The sequence below is a fragment of the Curtobacterium sp. AB7 genome, from assembly GCF_044909335.1.
GTDB lineage: Bacteria > Actinomycetota > Actinomycetes > Actinomycetales > Microbacteriaceae > Curtobacterium.
The window spans coordinates 887,450-911,096 of record NZ_JBIYED010000001.1 but is presented as its reverse complement, the minus strand read 5'-3'; the positions used below and the strand labels follow the sequence as shown (position 1 = coordinate 911,096).

The following is a 23,647-nucleotide window of genomic DNA, read 5'->3' as shown; positions in this document are numbered from 1 at the left end:
GTCGCTGCGCACGGTGCGCGTTCCGTCGCCGGGCGCGAGGCTGCCCGCTCCGTGCGCGGTTACAGGCCCGCACCGGGCGGTCAACGTCGCACGGGATGAGCAAAGCCGCACGGTGCGGACGCACCGCCGCACCGCTCGCCGCGCCGCTCGTCACAGCGCCGGCGGGCAGCTCTCGCGCAGCAGCACCTCGACCGGCAGCCGGACGGCGCGCGGCGGCCCCTCGCGACGGTCCAGCCGATCGACGATCGCCCGCACCGCCGCACGTCCGAGCTCCCCCATCGGCTGGTGCACCGTGGTGAGCCGCGGCGACGAGAAGCGCCCGGCGTCGATGCCGTCGAACCCGGTGACGACGACGTCCTCGGGCACGCGCAGGCCCCGGGCAGTGGCGGCGTCGAGCACTCCGAGCGCCGACTGGTCGTTCGAGCACACGATGGCCCGGGGCACGTCGTCCGCCAGCAGCGTCGCCGCCAGCTCGCGCGCCCGCGCCCGACCGAAGTCACCGTGCACGACCCGGACCGACGACGCCGGCACCCCGTGGTCCGCCAACGCCGACCGGAAGCCCGTCGAGCGCTCCATGTCGTCCGGCGAGTCGATCGGCCCAGCGACGTACGCGAGCGACCGGATGCCGAGCCGCCCGATCACGTGCGATGCGAGCGTCCGCATGCCGGCGCTGTTGTCCACGCTCACGGAGTCGAACCCGTGCGACCGCCGATCGTCGGCGAGCACCACGACCGGGATCCGACGGGCGACGTGCTCGAGCAGGTCGTCCGGCACGGTCTGCGCGAGCACGGCGAGGCCGTCCACCCGGCCGGCGACGTCGTTGACGATGACGTCGCGCGAGGACCCACGACCGGCGGCCACCATGAGCGCGAGTCCGCGCTGCCAGGCCTCGGTCTCGGCGCCCCGCAGGACCTCGTCGAAGTACAGGTTCGAGGAGAACGGCTGCGTCACGTGTCGGCGGTCGTCGACCACGCGGACGCCCCCGTCGGTGACCAGGTCCGGCCGTTCGTCGGGCACCACGTCGAACCCGGGCAGCAGCAGACCGACGACGCCGGTGCGCTTGCCGGCGAGGGCTCGGGCGTTGCCGGAGGGGACGTAGCCGAGGCTGCGGATCGCCGCCTGGACGCGGTCCCGGGTGCCCTCGCGGACGGCGTCCGGCGTGCGGAGCACGCGCGAGACGGTCGCGATCGAGACGTTCGCGGCACTGGCCACGTCGTAGACCGTGGGAGGTGCGGTACGTGGTGCAGCCAAGCCGTGCCTCCCGTCCGACGTCCGCTGGTGCGCACCGGGGCGGCGCGGCCGCACCATCCTAGGCACGCTCCGTCACGGCACTTCTCCACATGTGACGAAAGCCCTTGCGGCGGCCGGAGCGACCGCGCGACACTGTCACGACCTCAGTACGTCCCGTGAGGAAGCGCACCGGCGGGCAGGATGCCCGCGCACACCACGATGCCCACACGCAGGGGAAGGACACCGACATGTCACAGGCGACACGATCCGGAAGCAAGCTGGCGAACCGCGCGAGCCACGACGAGGCCGAGGTGCGCGACGCGCTCCTCGAGCGAACCGCCGGCGACGGTTCGACGTTCGACCAGCTCGACGCGACGGAGGAGCGCGCGGACCGCCCGTAGCGGGTCACGTCCGACGTCGACCGGGCGACGGCCAGGAGGCGCGGACCGGCACGTGTTGTCGGGTCGCGTCTCAAGCAGGGTCGCGTCCAGGGCCCGGCTCGCGCCACGGCGGACCGGTCTTGCGCCGCGCGCCCCGTCAGGTCACGCGGTTCGCGTCAGCGTTCGGTCGCCCCGACGATCGTCATGCCCGCGCCGCGCAACCGACGGCGTTCCTGGGCGATCCAGCCGAGCAACCGGTCGTTCGTCCCGGCGACGTGCGCTGCGACGAGCTCGGCCGCACGGTCGGCGTCGCCGTCGCGCACGGCGTCGATGATGGCGCTGTGCTCGTCCCATGCGGCGTCGCGGGCCTCGGGCGTGCGCACCTCGATCCACCGGGTGCGCTCGAGACGGGTCAGGGCATCGGCGATCGCGTCGGTGACGAACCGGTTGCCGCCGAGCGCCGCCAGGTCGAGGTGGAACGTCGAGCCCATCCGGATGCCGGCCTGCTGGTCGGGCGTCGGGCGCAGGGCGTCGAGGTGCCCGCGGACCTCTGCGAGCTGTTCGGCGCTCGCCCGCTCGACCGCGAGTCGGGCAGCGGCGGGTTCGAGCACGCCCCGGAGTTCGGCGAGCGAGGCGATCTCGTCGAGGTCGATCGGAGTGACCGTCCACGAGCGACCCTCGTGCAGGATGAGGCCCTCGCGCTCGAGTCGCGACAGTGCGGCACGGACGGGGGTCCGCGAGGCGTGGAACCGCGCTTCGAGACCGCGCTCCGAGATACGCTCGCCCGGCGCGATGTCGAGCGTCAGGATCGCGGCACGCAGGTTGTCGTAGAGCTGGGCCGTCTGCGACACCGGGGTTGCATCGGTCGTGTCGGTCACGGCCAACAACTCTAGCGGGGACACCGTCGGAATGGTATACCGTTGTGGTATACCAATTGCTTCCGAGATGAAACGATGCGAGCCACCACGATGACCGCGACCGCCGCACCACCGACGCCCACCACGATCGGCCGCAGAGCGTGGGCGATGCTCGCGCTCGGGGTCGCCGCGCAGGCCGCCGGGACCCTCGTGGTGACGGCTCCCGCGCTGCTCATCCCGTACCTGCACGCGAACGGCACGTCCCTGACCGTCGCAGGCGTGCTCGCCGCAGCACCGACGTTCGGCATGGTCCTGACGCTCATCGCCTGGGGCGCGATCACCGACCGGATCGGTGAACGGATCGTGATCGCCGGCGGACTCGTGCTGACGACCCTCGCGGTGGTCGGGGCCTGGCTCGCCGCGGGTGACCCGGTCCTGCTCGGGCTGGCGTTCCTGCTGGGCGGCATGACGAGCGCGTCGACGAACGCCGCGAGCGGCCGGGTCGTCGTCGGGTGGTTCCCGAAGGAGCGGCGCGGGCTCGCGATGGGCATCCGGCAGATGTCGCAGCCGCTCGGGGTCACGCTCGCGGCGGTCACGGTGCCACAGCTCGCCGAGGGATCCGGGATCCGCGCGGCCCTCGTCCTGCCGATCGTCCTCTGCGCCGTGCTCGCGGTGCTCTGCGCCGTCGGCATCCAGAACCCGCCCCGACCGGCCCGGCACACGGCGCCGGCCGATGCGACGGCGAACCCGTACCGGGCGAGCGGGTTCCTCTGGCGGATCCACGCGGTGTCGATCCTGCTCGTGGTGCCGCAGTTCACGCTGTCGACCTACGGGCTGGTGTGGCTCGTCGGACTGGGCTGGTCGACGGCCGGGGCGGGGCTGCTCGTCGGGGCGTCGCAGTTCGTCGGGGCGATCGGGCGGATCCTGGTCGGGGTGTGGAGCGACTGCGCGGGCTCACGCGTCGGCCCGCTGCGGATCGTCGTCGTGAGCGCCGCCGTCGTGATGGGGCTGCTCGCGCTCGTCGACGTCACGCACCTGGCCGTCGGAGCCGTGTTCCTGGTCATCGCGACGAGCGTCACCGTGGCGGACAACGGCCTGGCCTACACGTCGGTCGCCGAGGCGGCCGGGCCGTTCTGGTCCGGTCGGGCCCTCGGCACGCAGAACACCGGGCAGTTCATCGCGGCGAGCGCCGTCGGTCCGGGCATCGGCGCCCTGGTGACGGCGCTCGGGTTCGCGGCGTCGTTCGGCATCGTGGCCGTGTTGCCACTGCTGGCACTCCCGCTGGTCCCGCGCGCGGACCGGTCGCACGACTGAGCGCCGGACCGGTTCGTTCCTTCCCAGGACGCGTGCGATGCACTGTAGGAACGGGCGTACCTGGTCGAAAGAACTGACCAGGTACGCCCGTTTCGACCAGGTACGCGCGCGCTCCGGCTCAGGCGGGGACCACCGGGCCGACGGGCCAGCGGAGCAGTGCGGCGGCGGGAGCGCCACCGGGCAGCGACGCGGCGTTGACGAGCACGAGCTCGGCGTCGGTCAGCACCGCGGCCCGCACGAGCGCGCACACCGCCGGCACCGCGCCGATGACCGGCGTCCCCGCGGCCTGCTCCGGTGCGGTGGCGACCCACGGCGCCCCGGCGAGCGCGAGCAGTGTCCGGTCGCCGATGGCCACGGCGTCGAGCGCGACGGTCGCGCCCTGGGCCTGCTGCAGCGCTTCGACGACGGGTCCGAGGCCGGTGACGACCTGGTTGTCGCCACGGCCGACGTGCGTGCGGAGGGAGTCCTCGAGGTCGTGACGGCGGGTGGCGACGACGCGGGCCAGCGCGGTCTCGACGTGCTCGACGAACGCCTGCTTCGAGCCGGCGTCGGCACGGGGGTCGCCCGGGAACACCGACACGAGTGCACGGGTCTCCGACGAGAGCGCCTTCACCAGCAGCTCGCGCGCGGTGACGTCACCGGCCACGACGACGAGTCCGGGGCGGATCGTCCGCACGACCTCGTCGACGGCGGCGGCGGTCTCCGACGAGTTCTGCTTCCAGATCTCCTCGGTGTGCTGCTGCCAGTGCGGCTGCTTCCACCCGGTGCCGGCCTTGGCGTAGTGCAGGGTGTCGTTCCGGCCCGCCACCTGCTGCTCGGACGCGTCGGCCGCGACCGGGGCGTGGCCGAGGCGGTAGGCACGGAAGGCCCCGCCCTCCTTGCCGGCGTGGACCACCAGGAACGGCAGGTCGACGGGACGGTGGGCGACGAGCGGCACCAGGTCCGGCACGGCTCCGACGCCGACCGACTCCGATCCGTGCAGCGGCCCGGGCAGGACCTCGCTCAGCACGACCTCGCCGTCGTGCACGAGCACGTACCGGGTGACGGGTGAGGGGACACCGGGCTCCTGCTCGAACTCACCGGCGACGGCGTCGACGACCTCGTCGGACGCCCCCTGTGCCCGGAGCCCCTCCTCGACACCGCGGAGCTTGAGCGCCGCCTGTCGTCGGGGATCCTCGACGTTGCCGGAGACGTCGGCGTAGGCCCAGGCCCAGGTGCCGCCGCCCTCCAGTCGCTCTCCCAGGATCCGGTGCAGTTCGCTCGTCGCGTTGGTCGACGTCATGGCAGCTCCTCTCGGACGGTTGCCGGAGCCGATGAGCCCCGGCGCTCTCACGTGCGACCACACTCCACCTCGCCGCCACCGGGCGTCCACAGTCGGGAGCGAACACCCAGGCGCGAATCTGCAACGACGCTCGGTTTTGTGGTTGGCTGACCTGGACCCCGAATCGACGACGAACCGGAGTGCGGCAATGACGCCACGACCACGACCCATCTCCAGACGACAACTCCTGGGCTTCGGCATCGGCACGGCGGCGGCAGGGCTGCTCGCCGGCTGCACGGTCCCCGGTTCCACCAACGTGAACAAGGCCGCCCTCGTGCCGGCCGCCGCGTCGGGCGAGACCGTCCAGCTCACCTACTGGGCCTGGTTGAAGGACCTGCAGAAGGTCTGCGACGTCTGGAACAAGACGCACCCGGACATCCAGGTGTCGGCGAACTGGATCCCCGGCGGCAACAGCGGCGGGTACCAGAAGATGTACTCCGCGCTGGCGGCCGGCGGCGGTCCGGACATCGGTCAGGTCGAGCTCCGGCAGATCCCCGAGTTCATGCTCGCCAACGGTCTCGTCGACCTCGCCCGCTACGGCGCGAAGGACTTCGAGTCGAAGTACGACGAAGCCGCGTGGGCGCAGGTGTCCTTCGTGGACGGCGTCTACGGCATCCCGCAGGACACCGGCCCCATGGGGTTCTACTACCAGACCGCCCTGCTCGAGCGGGCCGGCGGCGAACCCCCGACGACGTGGGACGAGTGGCGCGACCTGGCCGAGAAGGTCCGGAAGACCGGCAAGCAGAACTACCTCGAGGTGTTCCCGGTCTCGGACGCGTCGCCGTTCGCCGCGTACGCGCAGCAGGCCGGCGCCCGCTGGTTCAAGGTCGACGGTGACGAGTGGGTCGTCGACATGACCGACGACAAGACCCTGATGGTGGCGGACTTCTTCGACGGGGTCATCGACGACGAGCTCGTCGACACCAGCGCCGGTGCGTACTCCCCCGGCTGGTACGCCTCGGCCGCGAGCGGCAAGATCGCCGCGGTCACGAGCGCGAGCTGGGGCGACGCCCTGATCGAGTCCGTGCAGGGCGGCGAGGGCAAGTGGAAGGTCGCCCCGATGCAGAAGTGGGGCGCCGACGGCTTCGGCTCGAGCGCCATCGGCGGTTCGACGGCGGCGGTCCTGGCCAACGCGAAGCACCCGAGGGAAGCGCTCGAGTTCATCACCTGGATGACCACCTCGAAGGAGGGCATCGACGCGATGATCAAGTACTGCGGCATCGGCTGGTCGCCCGCGGTCGACTACATCGGCAAGCAGCGCGAGCAGCCGTCGAAGTGGTTCTCCGGCCAGAACTACAACGAGGATGTCTTCGTGCCTGCCTCGAAGGAGCAGAACATCGACTGGTCGTGGTCCCCCGTGACCCAGTCGGCGTTCACGAGCCTGCAGAACCAGTTCCGCCGGAAGCTCACCTCCGGCCTCAAGCTCTCCGACGCGGTGGAACTCGCCCAGCGGGAGATCGTCCAGTCCTTCAAGGACAAGGGCCTCAGCGTCAGGACGGCACGATGAGCCAGCAGACCAGCACGCGACCCGCCTTCCGCACGAGCACGAAGGCCACGAGTGCGCAGAAGCGTGCTCCGTGGATCCTGCTCGCGCCGTTCCTGGCCCTGTTCCTGCTGACGTTCATCATCCCGATCATCAGCGCCCTGTTCCAGTCGTTCACGACCGTCGACCGCGAGGGTCTGTTCGGCGAGGACGGCGTCGTCGGCAAGTTCGCCGGCTTCGACAACTACGCGATCGCCCTGCAGGACTCCGGCTTCGTCGCCTCGATCGGCCGCATGTTGCTCTTCGGCATCGTGCAGGTCCCGGTGATGATCATCGCCTGCACGATCCTGGCGCTGCTGCTCGAGTCGGCGAGCGCCCGCTGGCCGGGCTTCTTCCGCGCGATCTACTTCATGCCGTACGGCGTCCCCGGCGTCATCGCGACGATCCTGTGGTCGTTCCTGTACGTGCCCGGTCTGTCGCCGATCGTGTCGCTGCTGCAGTCGATGGGGCTGCAGCCGGACTTCCTCGGCGCGAACAGCGTGCTGTGGTCGATCGCGAACATCGTCACGTGGACCTACACCGGCTACAACATGCTCATCATCGTGGCGCAGCTGAAGTCGATCCCCGGCGAGGTCTACGAGGCCGCCAAGATGGACGGTGCCGGCCCGTTCCAGGTCGCATGGCGGATCCAGATCCCGCTCATCGCGCCGGCCCTGGTGCTCACGACGGTGTTCTCGATCATCGGGACGCTGCAGCTCTTCGCGGAGCCGCAGATCCTGTCCACGGTTGCCCCGGCGATCGACACCGAGTACACGCCGAACTACGCCGCGTACACGAACGCGTTCGCGTTCAACGAGTACGGCGTCGCGAGTGCGCAGGCGGTCATCATCGCGCTGGCCGCGTTCATCCTGTCGTTCGCGTTCCTCGCGTTGACGAACCGCGCGCCGAAGGACGAACGCGACCGGCGCAAGCGCGCCAAGCGTGACGGCCTGGAGGCCCGCACCGCGCTCCAGACGCGCGCCGCGGCAGGCAGCACGGGTACTTCCCAAGCCGCACCGGGCCTCCAGGCCAGGTCCGGTCTGCAGAACGGAACGAAGGGGGCGGACGCATGACCAGCGAAGCCATCGAAGCGCCGGCCACGGCGAAGACCGCCGTCCCCGTGGACACCACGTCGATCTCCGCGCACCAGCGCCGCAAGCTCGACCGGTCCCCCCGCTCGCAGATCGTCGTGACGGGCATCCTCGTCATCGTCGCGCTGTACTTCCTCGTCCCGCTGTACTGGGTCGTCATCGCCGCGACGAAGACCACCGGCGCGCTGTTCTCGACGAACGGGTTCTGGTTCGGCGGCGAGTTCGCACTGTGGAGCAACCTGCAGCAGGTCTTCACGTACGACGGCGGCATCTTCGTCCGCTGGATCGCGAACAGCATCCTGTACTCCGGCGTCGGTGCGGTCCTGGCGACCTACTTCGCGGCGGCCGGCGGGTACGCCCTGGCGAAGTACGACTTCAAGGGTCGGCAGTTCGTGTTCGGCACGATCCTCGGCGGCGTGCTCGTGCCGGGCACCGCGACGGCGCTGCCGCTGTTCCTGCTGTTCTCGACCCTCGGCCTGACCGACACCTACTGGAGCGTGCTCATCCCGAGCCTCGTCTCCCCGTTCGGCTTGTTCCTGTGCCGCGTGTACGCCGCTGCGTCGGTGGACACCACGCTCCTCGAGCAGGCACGCATCGACGGCGCCGGCGAGCTCCGGATCTTCCACACCGTCGTGCTCCGCCAGATGACCCCGGCCCTGGTGACCGTGTTCCTGTTCCAGGTCGTCGGCATCTGGAACAACTTCTTCCTGCCGCTCATCATGCTGGCAGACCAGAAGCTGTACCCGATCACACTGGGGTTGAACAACTGGCGCTCGCAGGTCGACCGCCTGCCGGAGTTCTACCAGCTCACCACCGGCGGGGTGCTCGTCTCGGTCATCCCGCTCGTCATCGCCATCATCGTCCTGCAGCGCTTCTGGCGCGGGGGCCTCACGGAAGGATCGGTCAAGGGTTGACCAACTCCGCACTCGACGACCTCCACTCGACCTCGCCGGGTTCGGCATCACGGCTCCCTCCGCGGGCCGCGCTCCACACCGACGCACCATCGCTGTCACTGAACGGCGACTGGCGCTTCCGGTGGTCGCCGGTCGCGTCGGTGTCCGACGCGTTCGCGACCGGCGCCGCCGTGGAGGACGACCCCGCGTGGGGCGAGCTCCCGGTGCCGTCGCACTGGGTGCTGCACGGGCACGGGTCGCCGAGCTACACGAACCTGCAGTACCCGTTCCCGATCGACCCGCCGCACCCGCCGGACGAGAACCCCACCGGTGACCACCGGCGCACGTTCGAGCTGCCGGCGTCGTTCGCAGCGGCCGGTCGGGTGCTGCTGCGGTTCGACGGGGTCGAGTCGCACTTCCGGGTGTGGCTGAACGGCACGCTCGTGGGATGGTCGACCGGGTCCCGCCTGGCGACCGAGTTCGACGTGACCGAGCTGCTCCGTCCGGGGTCGAACGACCTGGCCGTGCGGGTGCACCAGTGGTCGGCGGCCTCGTACCTGGAGGACCAGGACCAGTGGTGGCTGCCGGGGATCTTCCGCGACGTCACGCTGCTCGCCCGTCCCACGGCGCCGATCGACGACGTGTTCGTTCGGGCTTCGTGGGCTCCGACGCTCGGCACCGCTGCGACGGCCGGGACGGCGGCGTCCGGACGACCGGCGACCGGCAGCGGGACCATCACGTTCCCGACGCTGGACGCCGGCTTCCCGGTGCGGTTCGCGGTGCCCGACCTGGGCGTCGACGTGACCTGGGCGACGGCTGACGACATCGCCCCGATCGAGGTCGAGGGCGTCGAGCCGTGGAGCGCGGAGCTGCCGAAGCTGTACGACGCCACGCTGTCGACGGACTCTGCCGCGACCGGGACGGCGGCGGGCGGCGCCGACGGTGGCGAGACCGTCTCGCTCCGGCTCGGCTTCCGCACCGTGTCGATCGAGGGCGACCGGTTCCTGGTGAACGGCGAGCGCGTGGTGTTCCACGGCGTGAACCGGCACGAGACCCACCCCGTGCGCGGCCGCGTCTTCGACGAGGAGCACGCCCGCGCGGACATGGCGCTCATGAAGCGCAACAACGTCAACGCGATCCGCACCTCGCACTACCCACCGCACCCCCGCGTGCTGGACCTCGCCGACGAGCTCGGCTTCTGGGTGATCCTGGAGACCGACCTCGAGACCCACGGGTTCATCTTCACCGGCTGGGTCGGCAACCCCTCCGACGACCCAGCCTGGGCGGACGCCTACCTCGACCGCGTCGCACGGACCGTCGAGCGGGACAAGAACCACCCGTCCATCGTGATGTGGTCGCTCGGCAACGAGTCCGGCACCGGCCGGAACCTGGCGGCGATGTCGCAGTGGGTGCACGACCGCGACGCCGAGCGGCCCGTGCACTACGAGGGCGACTACACGGGCGAGTACACCGACGTGTACTCGCGGATGTACCCGTCGCTGCAGGAGACCGAGTCCATCGGTGGCGGCACCCCGACGCCCCTGCTCGGCTGCGGTCCGGCCGAGGCCGCACGGCAGCGCTCGAAGCCGTTCATCCACTGCGAGTACGTGCACGCCATGGGCAACGGCCCCGGCCAGATCGCCGAGTACGAGGCGCTGGTCGACCGGTACCCACGCCTGCACGGTGGGTTCGTGTGGGAGTGGCGTGACCACGGGCTCCTGGCGCAGACGGCGTCCGGGCAGGACTACTACGCCTACGGCGGCGACTTCCACGAGGTCGTGCACGACGGCAACTTCGTGATGGACGGCCTGGTCCTGCCCGACGACTCCCCGACGCCGGGGCTCGCCGAGTTCGCGGCCGTCGTCGCCCCGATCCGCCTGGCGGTGTCGGACACCACGATCCTGGTCGAGAACCGGTACCACTCGGCCTCGACCGCCGGGCTGCGGTTCTGCTGGACCCTGTCGCGCAACGGCGTCGTCGAGGCGTCCGGTCGGTTCGCCGCCGGTGTGGTGGCGGCCCGCGAGTCGGCGACCGTCCCGGTGCCGTCCGAGGTGCTCGACGCGGCCACGGCCGAACTCGCCCCCGGCGACGAACTCTGGCTCGACCTGACCGCCGAACTGGCGGGCCCGACCGCGTGGGCGGACACCGGCCACGTCGTCGCACGCACCCAGCGGCTCGTCGCGAGCCGTGTGGCGGACGCACCACGGGCCTCCCGGCAGGGGTGGGACGGCGACCGTCTCGGCGACGGGACGTTCTCGGACCGCGGCGACCTGGTGTCCTGGAAGGGACACGAGGTCGCGGGCCCTCGCCTGGAACTCTGGCGCGCCCCGACCGACAACGACCGACTGGCGTCGCAGGGCGGCTACGAGACGGCCGACCCGGTGCTGACACACGGTGTCGGTGACCCCGATGCTCCCCCGTCGGCATCGCGCTGGCGTGACCGTGGACTGGACCGGCTGACCCACCGCCTGGTGTCGGTGGCACGGACCGACTCCGGCCTGGAACAGCGGGTGCGTGTGGCGGCTGCGAACAGCGGGTGGGGCCTCGAGGTCACGCACCGCTGGACCCTGACGTCCGACGGGCTGGTGCTGCAGACCGACGCGGTGCCGTTCGGGGCGTGGGACGTCACCTGGCCGCGGATCGGGGTGCGGTTCGACCTGCCGGCCGGGTTGGCCGACGAGACGGCCACGTGGTTCGGCACCGGACCGCTCGAGTCGTACGCGGACTCGTCGCACGCTGCCCGTGTCGGTCGGTTCACCGCCCCGGTGCGGTCGCTCGGGGTCGAGTACTCGCGGCCGCAGGAGACCGGGCACCGACCGTTGTTGCGGGAGCTGTCGGTCGGGCCGTTCACGGTGTCGACCGTGGGGGCGCACCGTGCGGGCTTCACCCTGTCGCCGTGGACCGCGCAGCAGATCGACCGCGCCGAGCACCCGTACGAGCTGCCGACGTCGGACCACCTGTACCTGTACCTCGACGCGGCGCAGCACGGGCTCGGCAGCCGGGCGTGCGGCCTCGACGTGCTGCCGGAGCACCAGCTCTGGCCGCAGGCGTTCTCGTGGAGCGTGGTGCTGGCGTAGGGGTCGGGTGGGGTCCGGCCCGTCCGCGCCCCGCTGGCGTCGTCGCGCCCCGGCTCTTCGGGGCGCGACGACGATCACGGGGCGCGATCTGTCGACCGCGCCGCGACCGCGCTACGCGCCCGCGGACAGGGCGCGCAGGGCCTCGGGGTCGCTCGCGTTCAGGAAGTCGGTCAAGCGCTCGGGCTCGCCGGGCTCGTCGATCGCCTCGGCCGCACGGCGCAGCGCGAACAGGGCCCGCAGGACCCCACGGTTGGGGCCGTGCGACCACGGCACCGGACCGGCACCGCGCCACCCTGCCTTCCGCAGGGCGTCGAGCCCGCGGTGGTACCCGACGCGGGCGTAGGCGTAGGACTCCAGGCTCGCGCCGCGCTCCCAGGCCTCGTCGGCGAGCAGAGCCCACGCCAGGCTCGACGACGGGTGCGACACCACCACGCTGGCGACGGGGGTGTCGGCGGCGAGCGCCGCGGTCACCTCGGGTTCGGCGGGGAGCAGGGTCTCGGGGTTCGTCGAGGGGTTCGGCAACAGGTTCTCCGGCATGCCCCCAGCCTGTCATCCCTTGCGCGTCCCCGTGGCCGGGATTACCGTGGGAGCCACCTCGTCGTCATCACGAGGCCCCCGGGGCGGGAGACCGACCGGCGGCACGGATGGCGGACACGGGGGTACCCGACGGAAGAAGACGGATTGCTGTCGATCACCGGTTCTGCTCAGCCCACGCGCTGACACCGTGATCGCGCGCGCCCGTCGGGCGCTCCACCGCTGAAGTGGTGGGTTCGGTGTCGTGCGCCCAGCATCGACACCGGGAGGCATCCCCATGCCCAGCAGTCCATCCGTCGTCCTGCACGACGTCACCTTCGCCTGGCCCGACGGCACCGTCGCGCTCGACCACCTCACCGCCGCCTTCGGGCGTGGCCGGACCGGCCTGGTCGGGAGGAACGGGGCCGGCAAGTCAACGCTGGTCCGGCTCGCCACCGGCCGGCTCCACCCCACGTCGGGCACCATCTCCACGTCCGGCCCCGTCGACCACCTGCCGCAACGCCTGGCAACCGGGATCGACGACGCCGTCGCCGACCTGCTCGGCATCCGGTCGACGCTCACCGCGCTCCGGGCCGTGCTGTCCGGTGACGCGTCGCCCGAGCACTTCGAGGCGGTCGGCGACGACTGGGACCTCGAGGAACGGGCCGCCGCGGCGATCGCGAGTGTCGGACTCGACGGCGCCGATCTGGAACGCCCGGTGTCGACGCTGTCGGGCGGCCAGTCCGTGCTCGTCGCCGTCGCCGGGGTGCGGTTGCGCGGCCGTCCGATCGCGTTCCTGGACGAACCGACGAACAACCTCGACCGTCGGGCACGGGGGCTCCTGCTCGACCTGGTCGACGACTGGCGCGGCACCCTCGTGGTGGTCAGTCACGATCGGGAACTCCTCGAGCACGTCGACGAGACGTGCGAGCTCCGCGCCGGCGCGATGACCGTGTTCGGCGGGACGTTCAGCGCGTTCGAGGAGCACCTGGCCGTGCAGCAGGCGGCCGTCGAACGCGAGGTCCGGGTCGCCGAACAGCGACACCGCACCGAGAAGCGGCAGCGCATCGAGGCCGAGACGAAGATCGCCCGGCGCGCCAAGGCCGGCGAGAAGGCGGGCCGCTCGATGCCGAAGATCCTGGCGAACGAGCAGCGGAAGAAGGCACAGGAGACCGCCGGTCGGCTGCGCGTCGGGTACGCGGACGACGAGGCCGCCGCACTCGCCACCAAGCGCGAGGCCGAACTCCGGCTGCGCGACGACGAGTCCATCCACGTGACCCTGCCCGACCCGGACGTGCCGGCGTCACGGCAGATCGCGACCGTCACGGTGCGGGGGCGGGACGTGATCCTGCAGGGGCCGGAGCGGGTCGCGGTCACCGGGGACAACGGCGTCGGCAAGTCGACCCTGCTCGAACAGCTCGTCGGGGCGCCGGATGCCCGGGAGCACCCGCTGCCCGACACCGGTGCCGTCGCCCACGTCGAGCGGATCGCGTACCTGCCGCAGCGGAAGGACACCCTCGTCGACACCGCCACGGTGCTCGACAACGTGCGCCGGGACGCTCCGCACGTCCCCGTCGCCGAGGTCCGGAACCGCCTCGCGAAGTTCCTCGTGCGCGGCGACACCGTCGACCGGCTCGCCGGGGCGCTGTCCGGCGGGGAGCGCTTCCGGGTGGCGTTGGCGAGCCTGGTGCTGGCCGACCCGCCGCCGCAGCTGCTGGTGCTCGACGAGCCGACGAACGACCTCGACCTGACGAGTGTCGACCAGCTCGTCGACGCACTGCGGGCCTACCGCGGCGCGCTCGTCGTGGTCAGCCACGACGAGACGTTCCTCGACCGGCTCGAACTCGACGCGCGCATCGAGCTGCGGTGAGGAAGCGCCCGCAGCGCCCGCAGCGCCCGCAGCGCCGTCAGCGCCGTCGGGTCGGTCGGATCGCGAGCGACTCGACGGTGCCGCGCTCCGGCAGGTCGACGACCGTCCGGACCGCCGCGGCCACGTCCTCCGGCGCCAGGTAGTACGCGGTGTCGTAGTCCTCGCCGAGCTTCTCGGTCAGGGCCCGCTGCATGTCCGAGTCCGTCCGGCCCGGGTGCACGCTCGAGACCCGGACGCCGTTGACCCGTTCTTCTTCGCGCAGGGCATCGGCGAAGGCCCGCAGTGCGAACTTCGACGCCGCGTACACGCCACCGCCAGGGCTGGAGTGGAACCCCGACCCGCTGTTGATCGGCACGACGATGCCCCGTGCCGCCCGGAGCGCCGGGAGCGCCACCCGGGTGAGCTCGGTGACCGCGAACACGTTCGTGGCGAAGACCTGCTCCCACACGGCACGCGGGGTGTCGGCGATGGTCGTGCCCTGCTCGACGCCGGCGGAGTGCACGAGCACGTCGAGCCTGTTCGGCAGCGCCGGCAGGTCCCCCGCGCCGAGGTCGCCGACGAACGGCGCAGCACTCGGCAGCTCGGCGACGAGGGCGTGCACCGCGTCGGCGTTCCGTCCGCCGACGAACACGTGGTGGGTGCGCCCGAGGTCGGTCGCGATCGCGCGGCCGATGCCGCGGGTGGCACCGGTCACCAGGGCGACCGGACGGTTCTGGAGCTGTTCTGTCGTCACGCGGACCAGCCTACGGAAGCCGGGCCGGGCCTCCCGACCGGTTCCGGGATCTGTGGAGAACCGTCACTCCGACGGCTGCGGCGACCACCAGGACGGCCACCGCTGCGATGCCCCACGGCGAGCCCGCCAGCGCGGCGACGACCGCCCAGAACACCGCGAGCCCGACGGTCGCGTAGAGGAAGGCCCACGCGACGCACCCCGGCACCATCGCGATCGTGTACCGCCACCACGCCACGCGGGCGAGTCCCGCGGCCGCGTTCATCACCGTCTGCAGCCCGACCACCACGAAGCTCACCGTCACCACCGGCAGGCCCCAGCGTTCGAGGAGGGCGGAACCGCGGCGGATCGCAGGCGAGTGCAGCCAGCCGCCCCAGCGGGAGCGGGACGCACCCGTGACCGCGAGTCGCGCGACCCAGTACGTGGCCTGCGCGCGGCAGAACACGATCACGAAGAGCGCGAGGACGAGCCACCGAAACGGCAGTTCCTCGAGGAAGTCGGGCACGGTCGCACCGTAGCGCCTCCGTCCGGAGGAACGCCCGGTCGGTCAGTCGCCGTCGGCGCCCTGCCGGATCCTGATCCCCTCGAGGACGTCCTGCGCGCGCTTCTCGTCCTGCTTCTCGATCTGGCGGGTGTCGCGCTCGGGGAGCTGGATGTCCTCCTCTGCCCGGATGCCCGCCTGCAGCTCGCGGCCGCGCTCGATCTCGGCGTCGAACTCGGCACCGAAGAGCAGCGCGTTGTTCGTGATCCAGATCCACAGCAGGAACACGATGACCCCACCGAGGGAGCCGTAGGTGGCGTTGTAGTTCGAGAAGTTCCCGACGTAGAAGCCGAAGCCGACGCTCGCGATGATCCAGATGAGGAGCGCCAGGATCGACCCGCCGCTGACCCAGGTGAACTTCGGCTGCTTGACGTTCGGCGACCAGTAGTAGAGCACCGCGACCACGACGATCGCGATGATCAGCAGGATCGGCCACTGCACGATGAGGAGCACCGTCGCAGCGACGTCCCCGAGGCCGATGACGTCACCGAAGCTGCGGGCGAGCGGACCGGAGACGAGCGTCAGCAGTCCGAGGACGAGCAAGATGACGGTCGCGAGCGTCACGCCGAGCATCGTCGGGCGGAGCTTCCAGATCGGACGCCCCTCGCGGACGTTGTAGATCCGGTTCATCGCCCGGCCGAAGGCGCCGACGTAGCCGGAGGCCGACCAGAGGGCACCGACAAGACCGACGATGAACGTGACCGGGGCGGCGGGCGAGCGGACGAGTCCCTCGATCGGGTCCTGGAGCAGGTCCGCGACCTGGCCGCCGCCGACGTTGCGGACGACGTCCAGCAGCGACGTGATGGTGTCCGACGGGTTCGACACGAGACCGAGGATCGAGACGATCGCGAGCAGTCCGGGGAAGAGCGCGAGGACCGTGTAGTACGTCAGGCCCGCTGCGAGGTCGGTGCACTGGTCGCTCGAGAACTCGCGCAACGTCTTCTTCAGCGTGTAGACGAGCGTCGGCTTCGTGAGGTCAGTGGGGTTGTCCGGCTTCCGGGAGTCGTCCGGATCCGGCTTCTGCTGTTCCTGCGCCATCGGACTACCCCCGCGCCTTCAGGGCCTGCTTCGACCGCTTCACGGCGGCCTTGCGGTTCTTGTTCGCCCGTCGCTGAACCGCGGCGATGCCGGTCTGCTGCTTCACGCGGGCCTTGTGGGCCGGGTCACGGTCCAGCGCCTGCTCGGCGGCCTTCGCCCGGGCCTTGCGCCCCTTGCGGCCGGACTGTGCCTGCTCCTTCGCCGAGGGGCCGTCGCCGCGCGCGCCGAAGGGCAGCAGCGCGGTGAACGCCGAACTCGCCGGTGGCGTCGCCAGGTGTCCGGCGGGGCGGTTGCGGATCGCGATGCCGGTGATGATCGCCGCGATCCCGGTGAGACCGGTGATGCCCATGGCCACGAGGGGCGTGGGGTCACGGTGCCAGCGCTGGCGGGTCTTCGCGGCTGCGAGCCGTGCCCGCGCCGGGAGGTTCGCACGGCGCTTGAGCTCGGTGACGGTGTCGGTCATGCGCTCACGCGTGCGGACGTTCGCGAGTTCGAGCTCGGGGAGACTGTCCTTGGCCATTCCCCAGTTTCTACACGGCCGGGCCGGGGGCGCGCCCAGATGGCCGCGGTGCGGCCACCCGGTCGGTCTTGCTCCCGCGGCAGTGGACACGACCCCAGGGCGGACGGGAGGCCCGTGGCGGGCCCGCCACGGGCCTCCCGTCCGTCGGTCACGCGTTCAGGACGGGACGACGACGTCCTCGGGTTGGCCGCTGGCAGCCGAACGACCAGCTGCCTCCATGAGTGCGAGGCTGCGCAGGTTGTCGCGGCCGCTCGTCGCCGGTGCCGGGCCGCCCTCGATCGACCGGGCGAATGCCTGCAGCCCGCCCTGGCGGTCGGTGTGCTCGAGCACGGGCAGCTCGACGGACTCGGCCTCGTCGTCCTGGGTGCGGCGGAGGGTGACCACGTCGCCGTCGACCGCGTTCGGGGCACCGTCGCGGCTGGTGAACCAGAGTTCGCCGCCCTCGCCCTGGATGCTCCACTCGCCGGCCCACGCCGTGCGGGGGCCGCGGCTCAGCCAGCTGCCGCGGTAGCTGACGACCAGCCCACCGTCGAGCTCGATGAGCATCGAGGCGATGGCTTCGTCCTGGTACTTGCTGTACGACGGGTAGGTCGCCTTGGCGAAGACCCGGACGGCCTCCTGTCCGGTGACCATCCGCAGCAGGTCGAAGTGGTGGATCGCCATGTCGTTGATCATGGCGTGCGGGAACTTGTAGTGCGGGTGCTCCTCGAACGCCAGGTCGTTGTCCCACTGGCGGAAGTCGATGTTGATCGCGGAGATCTCGCCGACCACGTCCGCCTCGAGCATCTCCTGGACTGCGCGGGGAGCCGGGTACCAGCGGTAGTTCTGGCTGACCTGCAGCACGAGGCCGAGCTCCTCGGCACGGCGCACGGCGGTGACGGCTTCGTCGGTGGTGTTGGCGAACGGCTTCTCGACCAGGACGTGCTTGCCGGCATCGAGGGCCTCGAGCGCGAGCGGCACGTGGGTGACGGCGGGGGCGGTGATGACGACGGCGTCGGCCTCGACCCCGGCGAGCGCCTCGGTGAGGGACGCGAACGCGGCGGACTCCGGCAGTCCGAGGTCCTGCTGCACGGCGGTCAGCGTCGCCGGCACCGGGTCGACGATCCCGACCACCTCCACTTCGGAGACCTCTGGGATGGCGGTGCGGGCCCAGTTGCCGCCCCACCCTCCGAGACCGACGTGGATGATCCGGACCGTCATGCGTGCACTCCTTCGTGGCTGCCGCGTCACGACTCCCGTGACGCGTCCGTCCAGTCTGTCAGTGCTGCGCGCGGCGGGCGTCGTCGGTGCTGCGTTCGGCGGCCGTCGAGGTTCCACGACATGCCGTGTGCGCGGCGCCGAGGTTCCACGGAGCGCGCCCGACGACGTCGAGATGCCGAGATTTCGGAACCTCGACGGGACGGGACGGGACCTCGACGGGACCCGGGCGCTCAGTGTGTGAAGGCGTAGGCGATGAGCGCCATCGTCACGATGAACCCCGCCAGGTAGTTGATCCAGAGGAACCGCTTCCACCCGGCGTTCGCGGCCTCAGCCCCCTGGTCCGTGATGTTCCACCACGGCAACACGTTGAGCGCGTACGGGATCACGACGACGGCGGCGATCGGCCCCGGGAAGGCCGAGAACAGCAGCGCGACACCGGCGACCAGGTACGCGACGAACGCGAGTCGCACGGTCGCCCGCGCACCGATCACGGTGGCGACGGACCCGATGCCGCCGGCCCGGTCGGCCAGGACGTCCTGCACCGCACCGAACGCGTGCGAGGCCACGCCCCACAGGAAGAACGCGATGCAGACGGCGACGAGCTGCCCGGTCCAGTGCGGTCCGGCGAGCGCCAGGCCGTAGATCGCGGGCGAGACGAAGTGGGTCGACGAGGTCAGCGAGTCGAGGAACGGCTTCTCCTTGAACCGCAGCCCCGGCGCCGAGTACGCGATGACGGCGAACACGCTGATCGCCAGGACGAGCCACGACCACGGCCCGTTCCCGCTCACCGCCCCGAGGACGACGAGCGCGACCAGGAACGGCACGTTCGTGACGACGACGGCCCAGAGCGTCGTGCGGTGGACGCTCTTGTCGAGCAGGGCACCCTCGACGCCGCCCTTGCGCGGGTTGCGCAGGTCGGACTCGTAGTCGAAGACGTCGTTGATGCCGTACATCGCCAGGTTGTAGGGCACCAGGAAGTACACGACGCCGACCAGGAACGCGACGAGCGAGAACCCGCCGCCGCCCTCGACGCCGACCCCGCTGCCGAGCAGGTACGCGGCACCGAACGGGTAGGCGGTGTTCACCCAGCTGATCGGGCGCGACGAGACGAACAGTGCTCGCAGGGTCGACGGCCTGGAGGCGGTGCTGGCGTTCACGGGTTGTCCTCCGGTGGTGCGGTGGTCGGGTCGGGCGCGGGGCGCGGGGTGGCCGGATCGCGCGGGCCCGCCCGGTCGAACAGGACCCACAGGCTCGGCAGCAGCACGATCGCCGCCATCGCGTACGCGAGGTCCTCGACCGGGATCGCCCCGATCTTCGCCCCGCTGATGAGCGAGGGGTCGTAGGCGACGATGCGCAGGGTCACGATGACGTTGTCGAACACGATCGTCATCACGAGCAGCGCGATCCCGGCGACGAGCGACGTGACGAGCGCGACCCGGCGGCCGGGCCCGGGTGCGCGTCCCGCCGCTCGTGCACGGCGCGCGGCCACGATGCCGGCGACGACCGCCACCACCACCACGACGGCGAAGAACGGCAGGGCTAAGAGGGCGTAGGCGCCGGAGCCGGTCACGGGCGCCTCCGTCCGAGCGACCGCTGCACGACGGGCCGGACGAAGCCGACCAGGTCCATCGTCGAGTAGCAGAGCAGCAGCAGGAAGAAGAGCTCCTCGAGCGGGACCTCGGGGGCGAGCAGCACGCCGGTCAGCAGGTGCTGCGGGCCGATGAAGAAGATGCCGTACGCGACCCCGGCGACGTCCCACACCATGAAGAACGCGACACCGACGACCATCACCGCAGCCGCACGCCACGGCGCTCGCCAGAAGAACAGCCGGAAGCGGGCGTCGAGCACGGTCATGCCGATCAGCGACACGACCAGGCCGGCGAGGTACAGCCCCGGCATCAGACGGTGCCGGCCTGGTTCCGCGGGGTGCCGAGCGGCGTCGGCAGCGGCTCGGTGCTCGTGTCGCCGTGGATCCGCTTGAGCAGGACCTCGGCGCTGATCAGGCACATCGGCAGACCGATGCCCGGGATCGTGGACGCCCCGGCGTAGTACAGGCCCTCGACCTTGGCCGACGCGTTCTTCTCGCGGAAGAACGCGCTCTGCTTGAGCGTGTGCGCGGGGCCGAGCATCGACCCGTTCCACGCGTTGAGGTCGTCGGCGAAGTCGCGCGGGCCGATCGTCCGGCGCACCCGGATGCGGTCCCGCAGGTCGGGGACGCCCGAACGCTCGGCGACGACGTCGATGGCGCGGTCGGCGATCTGCTCGACCTCGTAGTCACCGGCACCGTCGATCCCGCCCTTGCCGATGGACAGGTCGGCGGGCAGGGGCACCAGGATGAAGAGGTTGCTCGAGCCGCGTGGCGCGACGGACGGGTCGGTCTCCGACGGCGCGCAGACGTAGATCGACGCGGGGTCGGGGACGTGCCGGTCCTTGCCGAAGATCGCGCCGAAGTTCGCGTTCCAGTCCTCGGTGAAGACGAGGGTGTGGTGGAGCAGGCCGGGGGTCGGTCCGTCGATGCCGAGGTAGACGAGCACGGCGCTCGGTCCGGGGTCGCGGGTCTTCCAGTGCTCGGCGCCGTGGGTGCGGTGCTCGCGGTCGAGCAGCTGCATCTCGGTGTGCTGCAGGTCGGCGGCGCTCACGACCAGGTCGGCCGGGGCGGTGTGCTGCACGCCGTCGCGGTCGCGGTGCACGACCCCGGTGGCGACGCCGTCCTCGACGACGATCCGTTCGACCTTCGCTCCGGCGATGATCTTCGCGCCCTCGGCACGGGCCACGCGTTCGACCGCGGCGATCACCTCGGTGATGCCGCCCTTCGGGTAGAGCACCCCGTCGGCGAGGTCGAGGTGGCTCATCAGGTGGTACATGCTCGGGGCGGCGTACGGGCTCGTGCCCAGGAAGACGGCCGGGTAGCCCAGGATCTGCCAGAGCCGCCGGTCCTTGACCGCCGAGGCAGCGCGGGACGACAGCGGCTGCAGCAGGAGTCGGGCGAGCTTCGGCAGGCGACGGAGCACGTCGGGGGCGGCGAGCTTCGTGAGGTCCTGGAACGTCGTGTACAGGAACCGGCGGATCGCCATCGCGTAAGTGTCCTCGGCCGAGGCGAGGTACTTACGGATCCGCTTGCCGGCTCCGGGCTCGACGGACTCGAACAGCGCGATGTTCGCCTCGGCGTCGGCGCGCAGGTCGATCGGCTCGCCGTTGCCCTCGCTGTAGACGCGGTACCCGGGGTCGAGCTTGACCAGGTCGAGTTCGGCGTCAGCCGAGGTGCCGAGCAGCTGGAAGAAGTGGTCGAACACCTCGGGCATGAGGTACCACGACGGCCCGGTGTCGAACCGGAAGCCGTCGCGCTCCCACGAACCGGCACGGCCGCCGAGCTGCGACCGCTGCTCGAGCACGGTCACGGCGAAGCCGTCCCGCGCGAGCAGCGCCGCGGACGCCAGTCCGCTGATGCCGCCCCCGATCACGACGGCGCGTCGAGCGGGCACCTTGCGCCGGGTGGTGGCGGCGACGTTCTGCGGACGGGAGGCGCGGGGCGGGGTCATGACGTGCCTCCTGGCTGACGGGTGGCCACCTTCGACCGCACGGGGGTGCGTCCGGCGAGCACCTGTGCGGCCAGGCGTGCCTTCACCGGGTTCGGGACGCGCACGCGCGTCGTCACCAGGCGCGTCGCCGGCGTGCGGGCGATGCGGTCGTTGAGTTCCTGGAACAGGGCGTGCGCGAGCCCGACGGCGTTCCGGGCGTCGGCCGGCAGCAGCCGGATGGTCCGGGCTGCGTGGTCGAGGTCGACTTGCACGTCGGCGACAAGGCGTTCCTTCGTGGCCTCGTCGAACGAGCGGATGTCGACCCCCGGGAAGTACGAGCGGCCGAGCACCTCGAAGTCGGCGTGCAGGTCGCGCAGGAAGTTGACCTTCTGGAACGCTGCGCCGAGCGCACGGGCTCCCGCGATGAGCTCCGCCTGGTCGAAGGTCGGACGGCCGGCACGGTACACGAACGCTCGCAAGCACATCAGCCCCACGACCTCGGCCGAGCCGTACACGTACGCGTCGAACGAGGCGTCGTCGTGCTCGGTGCACTCGAGGTCCATCCGCATCGACGCGAAGAACGGCTTGGTGAGCTCCGCGCCGAAGCCCGTGACCCGTGCACTCCGGGCGAACGCGTGCACGACGGGGTTCACCGAGAAGCCGAGGGCGATCGCCCGCTCGGTGTCGGCCTCGAGTTCGTCGAGGACCGTCCGTGCCAGGTCGGGGTCGAGCCCCGCCTCGGTCGCGGGACCGTCGACGACCTCGTCGGCGACGCGCACCAGCGCGTAGACGTTGCGGATGTGCTCGCGGGTGTCCTTGGCGAGCAACCGGCTCGCCAGGCCGAACGACGTCGAGTAGCGGTCGATGACGACACTCGACGCTGCCTCGGCCGTGGCGTCGTACAGGGGGAGCCGACCGGACGGCGCGCTGCCGGTCCGGGTGGTGTCGGTCGTCACCGGGCGCGCTCCACGAGTTCGGTCACGAGGCCCTCCAGGCGGTCGGCGAGGTCGTACGGCAGTCCGGAGAGCTCGGCACGGGCGAGTGCGACGTGGTCGGCGATCCGGGACTCGGCTGCGGCACGGGCACCGCAGGTGACCAGGGTCGCACGGAGTTCGGCCGCGCGTTCCTCGGTCAGGTTCGGGTCGCCGAGGTAGGGAGCGATGTCCGGCCAGCAGTCGGTCGTGGCCGCGTACGCGATGAGCATGGTCCGCTTGCCCTCGCGCAGGTCCCCCAGCACGCTCTTGCCGGTGGTCGTCTCGTCACCGAACACCCCGAGCAGGTCGTCGACGATCTGGTAGGCGATGCCGATCTCGCGGCCGAAGGCGCCGAGCGCGGTGACGACGGTCTCGGGCGCGCCGGCGAGCACGGCTCCGGACTGCAGCGGCGCCTCGAACGAGTACACGCTCGTCTTCGCCCGCTCCATCGCCAGGACCTCGTCCACCGTCGGCATCACGCCCAGGGCCAGGTCGACGTCGGTCATCTCACCGGCGGCGCTGGCGAACACGGCTTCGTCGAGCAGCTCGAGCAGACGCCCACGACGCTCGCCCGTCACACCAGAGGACTCGATGAACCGCGGTGCGCCGGAGAGCGCGAGGTCGCCCGCGATCACGGCGGCGCTCATCCCGCGGTGCTCGGCGGTCGGCAGCGGCAGCCCACCGGTGGTGCCGGCGTCGCGGTAGGAGCCCGCGACGTTCGGCTGGCCGCGGCGCGCCCAGTCGCGGTCGATCACGTCGTCGTGCACCACCAGCGCGGTGTGCAGGAGTTCGTAGGCAGCTGCGACGTGCGCAGCAGCGCGCACGTCGTCCCCGCCGAGGCCGAGGTACGCGGTCAGCACCATGCGCGGCCGGAAGCGCTTGCCGCCCATGCTCGCCTTGCGGAGCACCCGCCAGAGTTCCTCGGACGGACGGCCGTAGCGCGCGGCACGAGCCGAGGACACGACGAAGAAGCGCTCGAGACAGTCGTCGACGAGCGCGAGGTCGATGTGCGCCACGGTGGCCGCTTCCTCGCTCATTGGCCTAACCTATCGGTGCAG

At 71.5% G+C, this 23,647-nt stretch carries 21 protein-coding genes and 1 pseudogene; 7 read left to right on the top strand and 15 right to left on the bottom strand.

Features of this window, described 5'->3' with window-relative positions:
- Positions 1-150: 150 nt before the first annotated feature.
- The gene (locus tag ABH929_RS04595; RefSeq protein WP_263091496.1) at positions 151-1,212 is read right to left on the bottom strand and encodes a LacI family DNA-binding transcriptional regulator; all 1,062 of its coding nucleotides are present in this window, start codon (positions 1,210-1,212) and stop codon (positions 151-153) included.
- Positions 1,213-1,478: 266 nt separating this feature from the next.
- On the opposite strand from ABH929_RS04595, the gene ABH929_RS04590 reads away from it, so the two are divergent.
- On the top strand, positions 1,479-1,631 hold the full coding sequence (locus ABH929_RS04590; RefSeq protein ID WP_263054978.1) for a hypothetical protein: 153 nt from the start codon (positions 1,479-1,481) through the stop codon (positions 1,629-1,631).
- Positions 1,632-1,786: 155 nt separating this feature from the next.
- On the opposite strand, the gene ABH929_RS04585 is transcribed toward ABH929_RS04590, so the two are convergent.
- The gene (locus ABH929_RS04585) at positions 1,787-2,488 is read right to left on the bottom strand and encodes a GntR family transcriptional regulator (protein ID WP_263054977.1); all 702 of its coding nucleotides are present in this window, start codon (positions 2,486-2,488) and stop codon (positions 1,787-1,789) included.
- Between the two features lie 75 nt (positions 2,489-2,563).
- On the opposite strand from ABH929_RS04585, the gene ABH929_RS04580 reads away from it, so the two are divergent.
- Complete coding sequence (locus ABH929_RS04580) at positions 2,564-3,781, top strand: MFS transporter (protein WP_263091495.1); 1,218 nt, start codon at positions 2,564-2,566, stop codon at positions 3,779-3,781.
- A 118-nt stretch (positions 3,782-3,899) separates the two neighbouring features.
- On the opposite strand, the gene ABH929_RS04575 is transcribed toward ABH929_RS04580, so the two are convergent.
- Positions 3,900-5,063 carry a Vms1/Ankzf1 family peptidyl-tRNA hydrolase gene (locus tag ABH929_RS04575; RefSeq protein WP_404560310.1) on the bottom strand — a complete coding sequence of 388 codons (1,164 nt, stop codon included), beginning with the start codon at positions 5,061-5,063 and terminating at the stop codon, positions 3,900-3,902.
- Between the two features lie 187 nt (positions 5,064-5,250).
- Here ABH929_RS04575 and ABH929_RS04570 point away from each other — a divergent pair, with 187 nt between their 5' ends.
- The 4 genes and pseudogenes from ABH929_RS04570 (at position 5,251) to ABH929_RS04555 (ending at position 11,685) form a co-directional block, all read left to right on the top strand.
- On the top strand, positions 5,251-6,609 hold the full coding sequence (locus tag ABH929_RS04570; RefSeq protein WP_404560309.1) for an ABC transporter substrate-binding protein: 1,359 nt from the start codon (positions 5,251-5,253) through the stop codon (positions 6,607-6,609).
- Positions 6,606-7,526 (top strand): annotated as a pseudogene (locus tag ABH929_RS04565) (carbohydrate ABC transporter permease); the annotation flags it as partial. The gene ABH929_RS04570 and the pseudogene ABH929_RS04565, both read left to right, overlap by 4 nt.
- A gap of 167 nt (positions 7,527-7,693) precedes the next feature.
- A complete protein-coding gene (locus ABH929_RS04560; RefSeq protein WP_240347563.1) occupies positions 7,694-8,629 on the top strand; it encodes a carbohydrate ABC transporter permease in 936 nt (311 codons plus the stop codon).
- Positions 8,626-11,685, top strand: coding sequence for a glycoside hydrolase family 2 TIM barrel-domain containing protein (locus ABH929_RS04555; RefSeq protein WP_404560308.1), 3,060 nt, complete (start codon positions 8,626-8,628; stop codon positions 11,683-11,685). Before ABH929_RS04560 ends, ABH929_RS04555 begins: the two co-directional genes overlap by 4 nt.
- Positions 11,686-11,796: 111 nt before the next feature.
- Here the strand turns inward: ABH929_RS04555 and ABH929_RS04550 are convergent, their stop codons facing one another.
- Complete coding sequence (locus ABH929_RS04550) at positions 11,797-12,222, bottom strand: DUF3151 domain-containing protein (RefSeq protein WP_404560307.1); 426 nt, start codon at positions 12,220-12,222, stop codon at positions 11,797-11,799.
- A gap of 274 nt (positions 12,223-12,496) precedes the next feature.
- On the opposite strand from ABH929_RS04550, the gene ABH929_RS04545 reads away from it, so the two are divergent.
- Entirely contained in the window at positions 12,497-14,068 is a 1,572-nt protein-coding gene (locus ABH929_RS04545) for an ABC-F family ATP-binding cassette domain-containing protein (protein WP_404560306.1), read from the top strand.
- 37 nt (positions 14,069-14,105) lie between these two features.
- Here the strand turns inward: ABH929_RS04545 and ABH929_RS04540 are convergent, their stop codons facing one another.
- The 11 genes from ABH929_RS04540 to ABH929_RS04490 form a co-directional block, all read right to left on the bottom strand.
- Positions 14,106-14,801, bottom strand: coding sequence for an SDR family oxidoreductase (locus ABH929_RS04540; RefSeq protein WP_404560305.1), 696 nt, complete (start codon positions 14,799-14,801; stop codon positions 14,106-14,108).
- 10 nt (positions 14,802-14,811) lie between these two features.
- Complete coding sequence (locus tag ABH929_RS04535; protein ID WP_404560304.1) at positions 14,812-15,303, bottom strand: DedA family protein; 492 nt, start codon at positions 15,301-15,303, stop codon at positions 14,812-14,814.
- Between the two features lie 42 nt (positions 15,304-15,345).
- Positions 15,346-16,377, bottom strand: coding sequence for a YihY/virulence factor BrkB family protein (locus ABH929_RS04530; RefSeq protein WP_123310554.1), 1,032 nt, complete (start codon positions 16,375-16,377; stop codon positions 15,346-15,348).
- Between the two features lie 4 nt (positions 16,378-16,381).
- Positions 16,382-16,897: a hypothetical protein gene (locus tag ABH929_RS04525; protein WP_123672087.1), complete on the bottom strand. Its 516-nt coding sequence runs from the start codon at positions 16,895-16,897 to the stop codon at positions 16,382-16,384.
- A gap of 156 nt (positions 16,898-17,053) precedes the next feature.
- Positions 17,054-18,097 carry a Gfo/Idh/MocA family protein gene (locus ABH929_RS04520; protein WP_404560302.1) on the bottom strand — a complete coding sequence of 348 codons (1,044 nt, stop codon included), beginning with the start codon at positions 18,095-18,097 and terminating at the stop codon, positions 17,054-17,056.
- Positions 18,098-18,327: 230 nt separating this feature from the next.
- Complete coding sequence (locus ABH929_RS04515) at positions 18,328-19,254, bottom strand: prenyltransferase (RefSeq protein WP_123672088.1); 927 nt, start codon at positions 19,252-19,254, stop codon at positions 18,328-18,330.
- Positions 19,251-19,667, bottom strand: a complete 417-nt coding sequence (locus ABH929_RS04510; RefSeq protein WP_263054964.1) for a lycopene cyclase domain-containing protein — start codon at positions 19,665-19,667, stop codon at positions 19,251-19,253. The genes ABH929_RS04515 and ABH929_RS04510 overlap by 4 nt, the downstream gene beginning before the upstream one ends.
- Positions 19,664-19,996: a lycopene cyclase domain-containing protein gene (locus tag ABH929_RS04505; RefSeq protein WP_111085416.1), complete on the bottom strand. Its 333-nt coding sequence runs from the start codon at positions 19,994-19,996 to the stop codon at positions 19,664-19,666. The genes ABH929_RS04510 and ABH929_RS04505 overlap by 4 nt, the downstream gene beginning before the upstream one ends.
- Complete coding sequence (gene crtI, locus ABH929_RS04500; RefSeq protein WP_404560299.1) at positions 19,996-21,636, bottom strand: phytoene desaturase family protein; 1,641 nt, start codon at positions 21,634-21,636, stop codon at positions 19,996-19,998. Before crtI ends, ABH929_RS04505 begins: the two co-directional genes overlap by 1 nt.
- Positions 21,633-22,571, bottom strand: a complete 939-nt coding sequence (locus ABH929_RS04495; protein WP_404560297.1) for a phytoene/squalene synthase family protein — start codon at positions 22,569-22,571, stop codon at positions 21,633-21,635. Before ABH929_RS04495 ends, crtI begins: the two co-directional genes overlap by 4 nt.
- On the bottom strand, positions 22,568-23,626 hold the full coding sequence (locus ABH929_RS04490; RefSeq protein WP_404560295.1) for a polyprenyl synthetase family protein: 1,059 nt from the start codon (positions 23,624-23,626) through the stop codon (positions 22,568-22,570). The genes ABH929_RS04495 and ABH929_RS04490 overlap by 4 nt, the downstream gene beginning before the upstream one ends.
- Between the last annotated feature and the right edge of the window lie 21 nt (positions 23,627-23,647).